9 protein-coding genes are annotated in these 15,691 nt (G+C 44.6%); all 9 read right to left on the reverse strand.

Features of this window, described 5'->3' with window-relative positions:
• Window positions 1–75 precede the first annotated feature (75 nt).
• The 9 genes from AC4II3_RS24230 to AC4II3_RS24270 all read right to left on the reverse strand — a co-directional run bounded on the left by AC4II3_RS24230 (window position 76) and on the right by AC4II3_RS24270 (window position 15,534).
• Complete coding sequence (locus AC4II3_RS24230; RefSeq protein ID WP_488008606.1) at window positions 76–2,997, reverse strand: CHAT domain-containing protein; 2,922 nt, start codon at window positions 2,995–2,997, stop codon at window positions 76–78.
• Between the two features lie 148 nt (window positions 2,998–3,145).
• Window positions 3,146–7,906, reverse strand: coding sequence for a two-partner secretion domain-containing protein (locus tag AC4II3_RS24235; protein WP_488008608.1), 4,761 nt, complete (start codon window positions 7,904–7,906; stop codon window positions 3,146–3,148).
• Between the two features lie 696 nt (window positions 7,907–8,602).
• Window positions 8,603–9,727: a tetratricopeptide repeat protein gene (locus AC4II3_RS24240; protein ID WP_488008610.1), complete on the reverse strand. Its 1,125-nt coding sequence runs from the start codon at window positions 9,725–9,727 to the stop codon at window positions 8,603–8,605.
• Between the two features lie 334 nt (window positions 9,728–10,061).
• Complete coding sequence (locus AC4II3_RS24245; RefSeq protein ID WP_008180130.1) at window positions 10,062–10,184, reverse strand: hypothetical protein; 123 nt, start codon at window positions 10,182–10,184, stop codon at window positions 10,062–10,064.
• A gap of 501 nt (window positions 10,185–10,685) precedes the next feature.
• Complete coding sequence (locus AC4II3_RS24250; RefSeq protein ID WP_488029402.1) at window positions 10,686–11,033, reverse strand: tellurite resistance TerB family protein; 348 nt, start codon at window positions 11,031–11,033, stop codon at window positions 10,686–10,688.
• 112 nt (window positions 11,034–11,145) lie between these two features.
• On the reverse strand, window positions 11,146–11,997 hold the full coding sequence (locus AC4II3_RS24255) for a class I SAM-dependent methyltransferase (protein ID WP_488008614.1): 852 nt from the start codon (window positions 11,995–11,997) through the stop codon (window positions 11,146–11,148).
• A gap of 82 nt (window positions 11,998–12,079) precedes the next feature.
• The gene (locus tag AC4II3_RS24260) at window positions 12,080–13,300 is read right to left on the reverse strand and encodes an RNA-guided endonuclease InsQ/TnpB family protein (protein WP_488008616.1); all 1,221 of its coding nucleotides are present in this window, start codon (window positions 13,298–13,300) and stop codon (window positions 12,080–12,082) included.
• Between the two features lie 412 nt (window positions 13,301–13,712).
• The gene (locus AC4II3_RS24265) at window positions 13,713–14,399 is read right to left on the reverse strand and encodes a response regulator transcription factor (RefSeq protein ID WP_488008630.1); all 687 of its coding nucleotides are present in this window, start codon (window positions 14,397–14,399) and stop codon (window positions 13,713–13,715) included.
• Window positions 14,400–14,568: 169 nt separating this feature from the next.
• The gene (locus AC4II3_RS24270; RefSeq protein WP_488008618.1) at window positions 14,569–15,534 is read right to left on the reverse strand and encodes a glycosyltransferase family 2 protein; all 966 of its coding nucleotides are present in this window, start codon (window positions 15,532–15,534) and stop codon (window positions 14,569–14,571) included.
• Between the last annotated feature and the right edge of the window lie 157 nt (window positions 15,535–15,691).

Raw genomic sequence — 15,691 nt, forward strand, 5'->3', positions numbered from 1 at the left:
ACATTCAACATTCAACATTCAACATTCAACATTCAACATTCAACATTCAACATTCGGGCTTAAACCTCTCAACCTTTAAAGCCAATTTCCCACTAAAATAAATGGTGCCCAATTATAAGGAAGACTGTAGTCTTTGTTAGGATCTTCTTCTTCCATCGTTAGAAACTCTATTTGAGTATTTCGTAGGGCTTCCGCTTTAGTCAACTTTGGATTATTTAACTGTTGATAGAACTGATTCATAAATTCCGCTGTAGAGCGGTCTGCAACTTTCCACAAGGTGGCTAGGGTACTCCGTGCTCCTGCTCTAATCCCTATCCCAGCTAGTCCTAAAGCGGCTCGTTTGTCCCCAGTAGCAGTCTCACAAGCACTAAGCAAAAACAGTTGAATGGGGGTTGTGCCACTGGGGTCACTCACCCGTAGTAAGTTATCTAAATCCTTGACTGTGATCCGTTCGTTCCAGTCTAGGATAAATGTTTCCTCGGGGTTAGAACTGAACTGGCCGTGAGTAGCAATATGAACAACATTAAAAGGTGCTGCTGTTAGTTGATTTTCCAGGTTTTCTTTGGTAAATTCTATATCTTCAAGTTTCTGACTATAGTTTACCTGTGTCTCAATGTTATTTAACTCGGATTTTACAAATGGGATTGGGCCGAAATAATTACGTCGGCCTAAAGTTTTTTGATTTTTAAAGCTGGGAGCGTTAGTTGCTCCAGCTAGTAAGGCTCTAAGCTGCTGTCTTGGCAATGGTTTGGGATCCACTAGCTGTAAGCCAGGATTCACAGCTACAGCATACCGTTCTATTAAATACTGTTTGCCATCATAAAGGGCTGCTACAGGAATGTTTCGTAATGACCCATCTAGGACAAATACTAGGGTTTTTATGGAGCTTTGGTCTCTGTCACGGGTAGTCTCTAGTTCTTCTTCAAAGGGTCTGATTAGCCAGTCATAAATTGGGGGTAAGTCTTTTTTGATAGTGTTATTAGCACCGGTAGGTTTGGTTATGATTTCTTTGAACTTTTCGACCGTTTGGTTGACTTTATCTTCTGATATGTTTTGATGGTAAACATAACCCAAGTCATTTTGCTTAGGCAATTTGAGGATTACCGCTAAGCCGTCTTTTAAGATAATCGGGTAGATCACCGCTGCTGTAGAGTCTACATCATCAATGTTCACCTTTTCGAGGTTGGTGCAGGCGTCTCGAAAGAAGTTGTCGATTTCAGCAAGCTGGAGTGCTTCAATAGCATCACGGGCTTGCTTGAGATTATCGTTACTTGGTTGAGGAGAACGCAATAGTAAATCCACTAACTCTCGATAGACCGGTTCTACTTGTTCTCGGAAGGAAAACTGGATGTCAGGATTGAGAGCAACTAACTCACTGCGTAAAGTCGTTAAGGTATTAGAGGCTTGAGTATAATAAGCGATCGCATCCTGGATCAGGTCGCTTACTGCTTTGGTACCACCATTGCTGGTGGTAGTGACTTGTTCGGCTTGAGCCTTAAGTATACGTCCCATTTGCCACTGCCACTGATAAGCAATATCCGCTGCATTAATCCCTTGGGCAATCACAAGTGCTGACTTGGTAACGGTTATGGCATTTGACCAATCCTTGGTTTGTTCAAAGTAGTGACCAAGGGTGCCCAGGGCATAGGATTCTGCTCGTTTGTCTTCTAGGGTTTTAGCTTGCTCAATGGCTGTGTTGAGTTGTTGAGCAATGTCTTGGGAATTGGTAATTGGTGTGGGAATTGGTTTGGTAATTTGCGTTCGCGTAGCGTGACCATTCGCGTAGCGTGGCCTTTTGGCCAAGGTCAATCCCGTAGCGGCTCTTTGAGACCATGGCACATTTCGATTTCCCATCTTAATCAGACTTTCAGCGAAATTTACGTGGGCGTAAACTGATGCTCTACTGGATGGTAATTGAGTTAGTAATGTCTGGATTTGTGGCAATAAGGCTTGAGCAGATTGCTCCTGGTCTGTCTCGATGAGTAAACTTAGCTGATTCAATTGTGCTTGAATTTGGGTGATTGGTGAGGTGGTGCTTGCTGCTGCTTGTTGATAGTGAGTTATAGCGTCTTGGATATACTGCTGGAATGCTTTGTTGTTATTCGATTCTTTTGCTCTTGTGGCTAAGGCTCGCTCAGTATTACCTAAACTCAGCAACCCTTGACTCTCGGATTGGGAAGATTGTATTCGTTGTGCGACTGTCCAACTTTCGGTTAAGGTCTGTTTAGATTGCTCTAAATCCCCTGCTTGTCGAAGCACATTACCAAGATTGTGTAAGCCAATCGCTTTTAGAGGAGAATCCGGTTGTGCCAGCAGGGTTTGTCTTACCTGAGTTAGTAGCTTCTTGGCTCGACGGTAAAGTCCCAAAGATTGCATGGCTTGGGCTTGATTAATCTGGCTACCAAGCACACCAACCCGATCATTGGCTTTAGCATAGAGTGCTTCAGCATTTTGCCAGGTGCTCAGAGCAGCTTCAGCATTTCCCTGTACCAATTGCAAACGCCCTTGAGTGTTCAACACTTGAGCCAATACTCGTTCACTCCCCCTAGATAAGGTTTCTAGCAACGACAAACTGGAGTCAATGGCTGCTTGGGCTTTATCCAATTCCCCAAGTTGCTGAGTCACTAAGGACAGCAAACCCAGGGCTTGGGCTTGGTTGAGTATATCTCCTGTGGCTTGATAAGCTTGTGCTGCTTGCTGCAATACTCGTGCAGAATCAGAATACTGTCCAGCATCGTAATAGTCTTTGCCTGTTTTCAGCAGCAGGTAGGGCTTCGTGCTTGCTGGTTGCTGTTGTGTCTTGCTTACTGTTGCGTTCTGCTCACTATTCCTGAGTGCTAATAGGTGAGTGCTAATAGGTGAGTGCTGATGGCTGAGTGCTGATGGCTGAGTGCTAATGGCTGAGTGCTGATGGCCACCAGAGGGTAGTGCGTGTACACCACGGCTTAAGATTAGCCCCAACAAGGTAATCACAATAAACTGAATTAGGCGCTTCATTTATCTCAGTTATCTATAGCGCTGCGCGCAGCGGATCTGGGAATAGGGAACAGGGAGCAGCGGATCTGGGAATAGGGAACAGCGGATCTGGGAATAGGGAAAAGCGATCGCTTGGCTTCCCCCTTGTTAAGCTTCCCATTTACCGCTTCTAACGACTTCCGATTCCCGACCCAAGGGTTTGCTGAAGCATCGGACAATCTAATTGATGTAACCACGTACCCTGAGGAGTGACTATTACTGGATGGGCGGTGAGAATTACCTCCCCGTTGGCACCGATAACCCAGCCTTGGGCTTCTACAATTTGTTTGGGTTTAGGGTTCTTGGTCTGTGGTTGATTAGTCTGTAGTTGATGCTGCCTTGACCTTAACCGACGTTTCGTGATCCTAGTTTGAGGTTGCTGATGCTGCCTTGACCTTGACCGATCTTTTCTGATCCTAGTTTGAGGTTGCTCAGTAATACGGGAATCGTCCCAGGTAGCATTGGGGCTTAGGATTTCCTTGGGAGAAATCGGTAAGCCACCACGACCTGTGGCAGTAAATTCACTGCTCTGACCCGCAGCACAGAGGTTTCTTTCAATTAGTTTAGAGCGGTCAATGACATCGGTTGGCAATTCCGACAACCCTTGGCTGGGGTCAATTTGAGGTGCATTGATGTTGACGGTACCATCTACACCAAACTCAGAGCTAGCGGTAATGTCACTGAGGGGGGTGAGCTTTTCTCGGAACTCTAGTCCAATGATACCTTGGGTGTTGATGGTGATATTGCCGCCATTGCCTTCAAAAGCATTAGCAGTAATGTCGCTATTTTCTTGACGAATGCCTAGGATAAAGGGAGCTTTAATCGTAATATTGCCGCCGTCTCCACCAGCTTGAGCAGTGCCTGCGGTAGTGGAGATTTTACTGTTGCGTCGCAAGAACAACAACTCGTCAATGGTCAAGGTAATATTGCCCCCTTGGTTGCTAGCTGTTTCTGCGGATAGCTCTGCTTTATTATTAAGGGTGAGTGTGCCTGCCTCAAGGGTAATACTGCCCCCTTTTCCCTGGCCTTGGCTATCTACAGCTATCTTGGCTCCATCCCGAATAGTTACAGTTCTGGGGTCAACGAAAATATTGCCACCGTTGCCGCTAGAACCCGAGGTGGTGTTGGCAAACAACCCACTTTCAGCTCCAGCTAGAGTAATATCATCACGTACTTCCAGAGTAATATCACCAGCCTGTTCAGTACCTTCGGTGGTGGTTCTGACGTTCCCACCGTCAGTAGCCTCAAACCGATTGGCCTCGATGATTTTAATGTTGCCACCCTTGCCCCGGTCAGTATCGGTAACCGTGGAAGTAGTGGCTGATACCTGTGAGCCTTCCTCGATGGTCACTTGCTCAGCCCGAAGGGTGATGTTACCGGCATCTCCATCACCAGCAGTGCTGGAAGTTATTTCAGATTCATTGGTTAAGGTAAGCGATCGCGTTTTAATATCGACATTGCCACCATTGCCAACTGCACCAGGGTTTACTGCTGTGGATATGGAACTATTCCGATCAAGGTCAACCTCCTCGGCATCTGGGATGGTGATACTACCGGCATCTCCGGTACCGGCAGTACTCGCTTCAATTTTCGAGGTGTGATCTAGGGATAGAGACTTGGTTTCAATATCGACATTGCCACCATTTCCCTCTGCTTCAGTATTTACTGCGGTGGAAATGGAACTATTCCGATTAAGGTTAACCTGTTGAGCCTCTTGTATAACGATACTACCGGCATCCCCTTCCCCAGAGGTGCTGGCAGTTATTTGAGAGTCATTGGTTAAAGAAAGCGATCGCGTTTGAATATTAATCCTACCCACTTCCTGCCCTGGGCTAGGGTTTACCTCTGCACCAGCCTTTACCTCCGTTGAAATTGAGCTGTTGTTGGCAAGCTCGACAGAGTCAGCATTCTCAACAACAATGCTTCCAGAAGTTCCTGTACCAGAGGTAGATGCAGAAATCTGCCCTTCATCCTGGAGTGTCAGGTCTGGGGTAGTAATCGTGATCGTTCCACCAGCCCCAGCGCCTTCAGTAGAACTCGATACAACTGCCCCATCCCGGACAATCAACGTTTTTGTATAAATGTTAATGCTTCCAGCATTACCAAGTTTATTTCTTTCATCGTTAATGAATTGAGAGTTAGCGAATATACCACTTGGAACTACATTATTCTGATCATCCATAGCAGTGCCAACTAACTCTACCAAGTCTGAAGCCATGACTGTTATATCGGCTCCCGTACCACTATTTCCGGTTGCTGCGCCAATTCTGGAGCCATCACTTACTAACAGTTTCCCGGTGTTAATGGTTAATGCCCCAGCATTCCCTGAACCAGTGGTATCAGCAGCAATCACCGCTCCATCCCGGAGAGTCAATGTAGATGTTTTGACCTCCAACTTACCGGCATTACCTGAGTTCAAGGTACCGGTAGCCAAGGTAGCTTTTCCCGACAATGTCACTGACTCAGTGGCATTTATGGTTAACTTTCCCCCAGCCCCTGCTTTTTCTAGACTTGTGGCAACAGTTCCTGCGGCTACTCCAGCTCCATCCTTAAGTGTTAAACGTTGGGTATTAATGGTTAAGTCCCCTCCCTTTCCAGTACCTTCAGTAGCAGTCGTCAACCCTGTGAAAATCTCTCTGATAGCGGAGGCTAACTCTTCGTTAGGAGTAGGGATAAATGGACCCGTTTCGTTACCCACAATTTCCACCGACTCAGCGTTAACAATTAAATGTCCACTGTTGCCAGTACTATTTATTGTCGTAGCTGTAGTAGCTCCAGTGTTGGGAGTAAAATCTCTTGTAATAGCTGTAGTAGCTCCAGCTTGACTATTCTCTGATTCTTGGTTTTGGGCTTGGTTTTGGATACTCAAGGTTCCAGTTTTAATGGTTAAGTCCCCAGCATGCCCTGGTCCACTTGTAATGCTTGCCAAGCCAGACCCATTCAAAACTTCTTGGAGGATCAGTTGTAGGGGTTCTGAATTGGTAAATTCGTTGTCAGAATTGCTCAAGTCGTTGAGCAATTTTACGAAATTGCTGAAGGCTAACCCTTCTCTATTAATTAATGTCACTGACTCAGAGGCATTGACAATTAAATTTCCTCCTACACCTGCTCCAGTTGTAGCGCTAAGAACACCAGCGTCATCAAGCAAAAAGTTGCTACCACTGTTGAGGGTGATCTTACCTCCCTCTATTCCAGCAGAAACAATTAAAGAACCTGGATTGAGGGTGATGTTATTATCTGCCAAAAACGTGACATCACCGCCATTGCCAGAGAAAGGGTTAGACGGATCGTTACTTGGAATAGCAATGGTATTAACTATACCGTTGAGAGTAATGCTACCGCGAGAATCAATAGTAACTGACCCTCCCTTGGATACTTCACCGTTCTGAATGGCTAGATTTGCCAGAGTTGGCGCTAACGAACCTAGAGTCGCTGAAACTTCAATATCTCCTGCTAGTGAAGGATTAGGTTTGTACTGATTGGTGAGCAAAACCTTTCCTGCCAACAGATCATTGGGAGATATGTTCAAGTTAAATACATTGACATTAGCAAAAGCGATGGTGCCAATTTTAATATCTGCACTCGTAGCAGTATTGGTAATAGTTGGTATGTCAAATAAATTAGGAATAATTGGTGTATCAAAGTCAATGAAAAAGTCACCAAATAATCGGTTGCCTGTCAGTCCAGGGATACCAACTTCAGTTGGCTCTACTCCAGCACGAATATCAAGAGTCGGTTCAGCCTGACCGTTAATATCCACCACTGTGCCATTAGATAAGGTAATGGCTTCGGAAATAAAGTCTATTCCTTCTGTACCTGTTTCATTACCTGTAATGATCACAAAACCGATATCTACTGCTCCCCCTGCCACGATATGTAGGGAGGTTCCTACATAGCTGTTGAAACTAACATCCCCAACTGAGCGAATAATCGGGTCATCAGGACTAAATAAATCTCCGAGACTGCCATCGAGCTGTTCAATCCGGAAACTGCCACCAGTCCAATAGTGGGCATCACCTGCGACGGTATTTTGTGACCGCAAAACCAGATCCCCACCGGAAAAAAGACCACTGTCTGGATGGTTCAAGGCAAATATATCCACCCCTTGATTGCCCTGAATCAATAACTTACCGCCAGCAGCGGCAATAAATGCTTGCCCGATACTATCCCTTATTTGAACTGTATCAACTCCATTGAGTGTCAAATTTCCCCCAGCAATTAGTTGACCTTGTAGGTCAAGATTGCCAGCAGCTAGGGTTAGGTCTTGCCCCACTACTAAATAACCAGCGTTCGTGATTGTAGTGTTGGGTTTGGGGTGATTCAAGCCATACTGCAATCCCGGAGTAATAGTAATATTCAATAAAGGGGGGGCTTGTGGATTGGTAGCACTGAATTCTGTACCGTTGTTGAACACTAAACTATTGGCTGTACTGGCGAAAAAGGAACCTGCCACATCCAACCTGGCATTCTGGCCAAACACAATGCCATTGGGATTGAGTAAAAACAGATTCGCTCCACCATCGACACCAAGAGTGCCTAGAATGTTGGAGATATTACTCCCGGTCACCCGAGACAGAATGTTATCGATTCCGGCTGGATTGGCAAAGTAAACCCGCTGTAGCTGACCAACATTAAAATCTTGAAAGCTGTGGAACAGGTTACTACCTCGGGCTGCTCCCCCTTCAATCAAGTCCCCTGGCTCTCCCCTGATAGTTAGATTTGGTGTTACCACTGACGATTCATTACCCAAAGTTTGATCAGGGGTAATCTGGGCTAGGGCATAGTTCCCAGAAAAAGCCATCACCAACCATCCGATTAGGGTTAGGGCTTTTTCACTTAAGCGCAATATCCCTAGCCCTTTGGTTGAGGGCTTACTTTGCCGATTAGTCATCTTTTGCCGCTGCACAACTAGCTAGTTGTCTGAAAGTACCTATAACTAGTCAAAGAACTTGACGCTCTAGATTATTTTTAAGGGAAAGTCAGGCAGTTTATGAAAGTTTTCGGTTATTTTTAACAAAAATTTACCGAAGTAGTGCGGATTGATACTTTCGGTTTTTGAGCTCTGAAATGGTTGGTATAGGGTTTATAAATGAGATGTAAACTTATCAGGTCTTTTTTTAGTCTTTAATAAAATTTCCTAGCTCTTGCGTCTCTTGCTTTTTGCTTCTTGCCTTTTGCCTTTTATAGCAATTATTTTGTTTACAACCCATATAAAAATTTTAGTTTAGATAAAATAGGTTTATCAGCTCAGAATGGACAGCGGTGTCTTGATGCAAAGCGCGAGTGGGGGAAACCACGGCAGTTGCTCATGGGGGGAACCCCCGCGTGAAGGCACTGCCTCCCCAAGACCGCGCAGCATCGCTTTGCTAGCTATTTGGAAATTAGTGAGCTCAAAGATAGGGCTCAACAACAGGCAGAACAGGAGCGCCAACGGGCAGAGCAAGGGGAGGAAGCTTTAGAGAAAGCATAGGAAGCTTTAAACCAAGCTCAAAAAACCTTGGCGCAAGAAAGAAGTCGTATGAAAACCTTGCGGTCGCAATTAAAAGCGAAAGGGATAGATCCAAACGATTTGGATCTGTGCTGATCATTAAAGGAACTCTTGCAGTTGCTTCAGCAGAGACTCGGTCTGCTCAATCCCTTCGTTATCCCGTTGACTCTGGTAAAGTTCTAGGGCTTTTTCGATAGCAGTGAGAGCTTCGGTGACGCGAGAACGTTTTTTTAAGGCTACTCCTAGGTTATAGTGAGCTTGGGCATTTTCCGGAGCCAGTTCAATCAAACGTCTATAGGTTACTACTGCTGGTACGTATTGTTCTTGGGCTAGAAGAATTTTCCCGATGTACTCCTGTGCTTGTACTAAATCAGGTTGGGCAGAAGCTGCTCGACGAAATGCTTTGAGGGCACTGGATAAATTCCCTTTTGATTCGAGAATTTGACCGATCTGGAGGTGAATGTCAGGATTACGAGGGGCTAATCTCACCGCTTTTTCAAAAGCCGCCAGTCCAGCCATCTCATCTCCATGAATCAACCAAGCTGTGCCCAAATTTAGTTGGATACGGGTTTCGTTCGGAGCAATTTCCGCTGCTTTTTGGAACACTTTAATGGCTTCTTCAGCATTTTCCTGCTCTAACCACGCTGCACCGATTAACTGGTATACTGTTAGATTGTCTGGCTCAATTTCCAGGATTTTTTCATAGGTTTCTATAGCGCCTTGATAGTCCTTTTGACGTAGCAGGGTAATGGCCAAACCAAAATAGGCGTTAATATTCTCTCGGCTTAGTTTAGTGGCACGACGATAGGCCGTAGCAGCACCAGCATTGTCCCCAGCATTGGCGAGACTGTAACCCAGTGCGTAATGGAAATTAGCATTTTCTGGCTCAAGTGCGATCGCTTTTTTGTAAGCGGCGGCAGCGTCTTGGAATTTGCCCAGAGTTGCCTTTAAATAGCCAATTCCCGAAAAAATCTTAGGGTTTCCCTGTTCCAGCTCAGCTGCTTCTTTATAAACCGCAACCGCTTCCTCATAGTCACCCGCATCTACAAACTCTCGTGCTTGATGGAGAAGGTCATTGAGCTGTGGATTATACTGTTGTCGGCTAGATACCAGAGTTGGCATTGCTTGAGCAATTTCTGGCAGTGGGGTTGCCACTACGGAAAAAAATAAGCTAAGAAGGAGGAACAAAGTTTGCTGTAGCAAGGTCAATGTTTTCATAGTCATCAGGTTAGTGTACTTTTGGGATGGTTCACTTACTGATGAGTTTTACCATGAACACCCCCTATTCGGGAAGGGTTAACCGGGATAAATTTTGGTTAAGTTTTGTTAAGCTACGCGGTTGCTTCTGGTCAACTTATGATAATAACCCTTCCGGCCTAGACCGGAAGGGTTAGTGTTGTTGGAGGATGTGAAGGTTAAATTTATATAACTTAACAATCCTCTTTTAGATATATATAGTAGATGTCTTTTTTATGACCCACCTATAGGGCTATAGGTGGGCTTTTTGAGTTTCATGGAAAGTTGAACCAGGGATGGCAAGCCTGATCGATAACGAATATTAAGACTGCAAAGCACCACTTTGAACCATCATCAGGATGAAAATACCAACACTGGCTACCACCAAAACAAGACCTAAAGCCACTGATTGACCCAAATGGTTGGGAGTTTGAGAAGTCTTCATGTCTGTTGTCCTTTCTTAAAGTTATGTATGCCGATAATGAACGATAACAAACTTTTGCCAAGCTTGATAAGAAAATGCAAAGTCTCTTAACGTAACTTTACTTAAGTTAATACTGACTGAAGTGTGTTCTAGTTTACTCTTTAGGCCAAGGGCATAGGATTTAAGGCAAAGTTGTTTAAGGATCACAACAAGGCTCTAATGTTTGCTGTAGAGGGGATAGAGCGTTCAAGGGGCGCTGACAATCGAGCCATTTATGAGGCTTGAGGCTGATTAGAGCCTTGGCCATTGCTGACCTGAGAGTCATAGCATACCAGGGGTCAATAATCCCATGGCAAAATCACTATGGTGTGGCTCAATTTGCTGTTGTCATTGATTAGGACTTATCACCGACGGGGTCAGGAGGCGAAGCGAGGGGCGGTGCAGAAGTTGGTATTGTAGAGAGGTTTGGTAAAGAAAAAGAGAAGGAGATTTCAAGGATTTGAGGGGTCTAATTGAATTTTTTCATCTCCATTGGTAATTACAAATAAGTAGACACTGCAGGTCCCCAAGGTAATCCCAAAAATAACCACAATCGGCAGCACAAGCCTGAATGGCAATATAAACAATTAATAGAGGATTGCTACCTTGAGTAGGTGACTGATTTAAAACATCAAGCAAATCTTCATTTGCCTCATAGGTTTTGGCTAATTCATATCCAGGATTGTGATAAGCCGCTGCACGACCAGCAACCCAATCTCTTTCTTCTGGTGCTAGTACTCCATCTCCCTTAGTACAAATCAGGACTGCTTTGATCAAAGCCTCATAGTCTTGATTCGCTGGGATAGTTTTCATCCCATACAATTCGTTCATTATCCACTAGCGAGCATCCTGTTCTATATCAAGCACATTTAACCTCCCATTAGAAAAAGCGTATAACTACGGGAGTATGGTACACCATTTAATTGACACTCTGAGTGCTCTGCTACTGGGGCTTGACCGCAATGGTTATTTCTCCAGGAAGACGCATGGTACTGCGATTTGCCTCTAATAATATACGTCCATGGTTCCGCAGTGTCGTGGCTCGCTCTTGGGCAGCCCGGAGTTCAACCATCGCGTTGTTCAATTTTGGCTCTGAGAAATATTCTTTCTCAACAATCTCTGAGCGGATAACATACTCAAAGAACCTGTGTCCTTTAGCCTCTTTGAAACCAGCTAGATCGAAAAATCTATACAATTCCTCGCGCATCAGAAAATAGCGATTGGCAACGGCATCCATTGCACCAACCAGGCGTTCCTTAACTTTCGTAATCTCTAGAAATTCATCTCGTTCCTGGACATCATCAAAAACAAAGCCGAGATTTATAAATAATCCACCGGGTTTGAGTGCTTGAAAGACACTGCTGTAGAGCTGATGTTGTTTGTCGAGGGGAATTTCGTGGGTACCGCTCTTGATCACAACCCGATCAAAGGAATTTTCAGGTAGCTTTTCACCAGACTTTAAGTCTGTCATAGAGAGCACATCCCCATGGATGATCCCAACTTGATCCGAATCAATAGCAGTGCGTGCAAGCTCGGTCTGGACTGAGGAATATTCAAGTAAGGTGATTAACGGAACATTAATGTTACGATCTAAACAGTAGTTGATCATGCGACAGGTGAGGTTTCCATCTCCGCCCATTGCGTCAAGTACGTTCTCAGCATTTTCCAGGTCTAGAAGCTCAACAAACGATGTCAAAAAGTCTTCATCAAAACCGTTAATCTGATCCTGGTTGTACTTACCCACAAGATCATACGCAGCCTGGGCTGATGTGGCCAAGGATTTTTGTGGAGTCATTCTTGTCTCGCTCTGTCTAGATTTGTATTGAGTTATTTTAGCTTAGATTCCTCAACACTCGTGACGTACTCCCGACGTTGCCCTAACGGGACAAAGCGGGCTTCTTGCCAACACCACCCCACGGTTCGGTTACTCGGCAAGCTTTATTACTAGCGGGACGTCCCACCGCCAAATTTAATATGTTTATTGCCGCATTCACGTCACGATCGGCTGTATATCCACAGTGAAGACAAGAATGAATGCGGTCTTTTAATTTTTTAGGAACTTTTACCCCACAATTGGAACAGTTTTGGCTGGTATTTCTGGGGTTCACTGCTTTTGCGATCAGTCCAGCATTTTCGGCTTTGACTGACAAAATAGACAGGAATTGCCCCCAACCAGCATCTAATACAGATTTAGCTAATTTAGTTTTGGCTAAACCTTTAATGTTGAGTTTCTCATGAGCTACTAGATCGTGGTTGTCTAGTAGCTCTTTTGCCGTTTTAAAATGAAAGTCTTTTCGAGTGTCCGCTACTTTTTTGTGAGCTTTTCCTAACTTACCAACAGCTTTCTTCCTATTATTACTTCCTTTCTTTGATCTGCTGACAGTTTTCTGGATTTTCTTTAATCGTTTGTGAGCTTTCCGATAGTATTGGGGGATAGGTACCTCTGAACCATCAGACTTTACCAGGAAAGATTTAAGTCCCATGTCTATCCCGACAGGGTTAGCCACCTTATCTATGGGGATAATTTCCGGTACGGTATCATCTTGGATAGACAGCGTGACGTAATAACCGTCAGCTTTCCGGGTAATGGTAGCTGTCTTGATCTTAAATCCTTCTGGAATGGGTCGATGATAGATCATCTTAACCTTGCCAAATTTTGGAAGAGTCAAGACATTGCCAGTTATAGGAGTTTTACCCAAAGAAGGGAAAGTGAATGATTTGTATCTATTCTTTCCCTTGAAACGAGGTCTCCCGCTCTTCTTTCCGTTGATATCTCCTTTTAAGAACCGCTTAAAAGCCAGATCTACTCTTTTGACGCAGTCTTGGAGAACTTGAGACTGCACTGAAGCATACCAGGGTCTATCTTTCTTTAATTGAGGTAAAGTTTTTTTCTGGGAAAAGTAATCAGGATTGCTTCTCAGTTCTGGCAAGTGGCAAACAAGAGGGCAAGAATTGAGAGAACAGCGATTTTGCTCATACCAGTTGAATCTGTCAGCTAGTAAGTAGTTGTATTGACACCTAAGCATGTCAAGCCATTTCTCTACTTCTGCTTCTTGTGACTTGGTTAATCTTAAGCGGTATTGATAAGCTGTCCTCATTATTGCCATCTCCTGTTTTTCGACCTATCATCAAAATAACACTTGTATTTACATATATCAAGGCAAAATTAAAGATAAAAATTTAATGATTAGGCTGAATAATTTTGAAAAGAAACAGCTAAAACAGGAAGCTGTTCGCGTAGCGTGACCAAAGGTCAATCGCAGAGGGATGACCTGTTCTGAACTGCTTAGAAGCCTAATAGCTCGTTTCCCTGAGCCAAAATAGTCTTAGTTGGCAATTACGTTTCACTCCATTGCCCCGCTATCATCCCGACGCCCACTTTATCAAGTAGGGCGCGGGGCTTCTCGCGGGTTAGCTAAACGATTTGCGATCGCAAATTCCGAAGCGCAGTTAACTCCATCCCACGATGGACAATCCTGTTTGTACTGTTCCTAAGGATAGGCTAAACCTTCACTTAGTTAAACCATGTTCCAAAGCATAGCGAACTAACTCGGTACGGCTATTAGTTCCGGTTTTACTAAACAAACGACTAACGTACTTCTCAACATTACGAACGCTAGTCTCTAAACGTCGGGCAATTTCTTTATTCATTAGCCCTTGGGCAACCAAATCTAACACACTCTGCTCTCTAGCTGTAAAATCAATACGCAAGGGTGGAGGAGTTTGGACAATCCCATGCTTCTGGTCTAACATTGCCCGGATTTCAGCCACCTGCTTAGCTATTTTTTCAAGCTCTGTACTACCTACACTATCTTCAGAGTTAGCAGCGCGACGATCCAAGAGGTTTTTAACAATAGCGACTAATTCATCTGGATCAAAGGGCTTCGGTAGGTAAGCATCACAACCGGCCTGATAACCCTGTATTCGATCTGAGGTCATGCCACGGGCTGTCAGAAACACTACTGGCAGTGCTTTAAAACGGGGGTCATCTCGAAGCTGCTGTAGGAATTGATACCCATCTACTTTAGGCATCATGATGTCAGAAATTACTAGTTCGGGTGTGTTCTGCTGTAACATCTGCCAAGCATCATTAGCATTGCTGGCAACCTGTACGGTAAAACCAAATTCTGTCAAATATTCTTTGACTGCTTCCCTTACTCCTGGTTCGTCGTCTACCAATAAGAGTTTTGCTGACATCGCTAATTCCTTAACCCCTACTTCTTTTAAGAGTTTTGCTGACATCGGTAGTTTTTTAACCCGTACTACCCTTAGTGTAGCGTAGTGTAGCCCAATGTAGCGTAATTTACTTATAGTAAGTGATTTGTGATTAATCGGGAATCGGGCATCGGGAATCAGGATGTAGCTATCAGCTTCCAGGGGAAAGCCACTCTATCTGATCAGCTTTGTCTGGCAGCCGGGCTTCTTGTTGTCCCTTTGTCCTTGCCCAAGTTCCAAACAGACCAATCGGTGTGCTCATTAACTCAATGGGATCGGTTTTGCCTGCGATCGCATTAATACTATTGCGCGGTAGTTCTTTGAGCAACCAACGACTGATCCGATACAGATATTCCTTTAGTGAAATATCCCGCATTAAGGGCACACCATGGAGCTGATGTAAGTAACGGTTAGACCGACCATACCGATGCCATTGACTGTGATACTCCCGAAAGGTGGAACGGTGTCGGTGCTCCACTATGGCAGTTGGGGCAAGGTGTAACTGCCAGTTGCTTTGCTTTTGAATCCGCCAGCAGATATCAGCATCACCACCAGTAGTCAGGTAAGGACGGAACAATCCTACTTCCTCGAATGCTTGCCGTCGGATTGCTAGGTTAGCGGTTTGACCGTAGGGACAATAAGAATTGTTTAAGGTATGTTCCTGAGATAGAACATTATGGTACTCAGCGTGTTTTTCTAGCCAGGTTTTACCAGGCAACCCGATGATTTGACCAGCAACAATACCAATACTAAGGTTAGCAAAGGGTGAGACCAGGTCAGTTAACCAATGGGGTTGGGGACGACAGTCTGCATCAGTAAAAGCAATTATTTCCCCCTTAGCTGCTCGAATTCCTTTGTTACGGGCGGCATAGGAGCTTTGAATCTGGTCTTCTAGGATGTAGTGGAAGGTTATGCCCTCAGATGCTCCCTCAGTAACAGCAGTTTGGATGAGTGAGGCAGTGCGATCGCTGCTATTGTTATCCACTAACAGATACTCTACTTGGTCAGTGGGATAGGTCTGTGCCTGTAAACAACGGACTAACTCTGGTAAATCTGCTTCACCGTTGTAGATTGGTACAACTACTGAAACCTTGGGCAAGCATTTGTCATTTGTCATTGGGTAATGGCTAATGGCAGAAGTGTTGAACAGGGAATCGGGAATCGGGAATCGGGAATCGGGAATCGGGAATTGGGAATTGGGATGGAGTTATCAGCTATCAGCTATCAGCTATCAGTTATCAGCTATCAGCTATCAGCTATCAGTTATCAGCTAT

It is taken from the genome of Moorena sp. (genome assembly GCF_982860115.1).

Bases quoted from the DNA above. Each gene is read 5' to 3' on its own strand.
- AC4II3_RS24260 (WP_488008616.1), bottom strand. From the start codon at position 13,300: ATGAGGACAGCTTATCAATACCGCTTAAGATTAACCAAGTCACAAGAA.
- AC4II3_RS24255 (WP_488008614.1), bottom strand. From the start codon at position 11,997: ATGACTCCACAAAAATCCTTGGCCACATCAGCCCAGGCTGCGTATGAT.
- AC4II3_RS24245 (WP_008180130.1), bottom strand. From the start codon at position 10,184: ATGAAGACTTCTCAAACTCCCAACCATTTGGGTCAATCAGTGGCTTTA.
- AC4II3_RS24230 (WP_488008606.1), bottom strand. From the start codon at position 2,997: ATGAAGCGCCTAATTCAGTTTATTGTGATTACCTTGTTGGGGCTAATC.
- AC4II3_RS24250 (WP_488029402.1), bottom strand. From the start codon at position 11,033: ATGAACGAATTGTATGGGATGAAAACTATCCCAGCGAATCAAGACTAT.
- AC4II3_RS24235 (WP_488008608.1), bottom strand. From the start codon at position 7,906: ATGACTAATCGGCAAAGTAAGCCCTCAACCAAAGGGCTAGGGATATTG.
- AC4II3_RS24265 (WP_488008630.1), bottom strand. From the start codon at position 14,399: ATGTCAGCAAAACTCTTATTGGTAGACGACGAACCAGGAGTAAGGGAA.
- AC4II3_RS24240 (WP_488008610.1), bottom strand. From the start codon at position 9,727: ATGACTATGAAAACATTGACCTTGCTACAGCAAACTTTGTTCCTCCTT.
- AC4II3_RS24270 (WP_488008618.1), bottom strand. From the start codon at position 15,534: ATGACAAATGACAAATGCTTGCCCAAGGTTTCAGTAGTTGTACCAATC.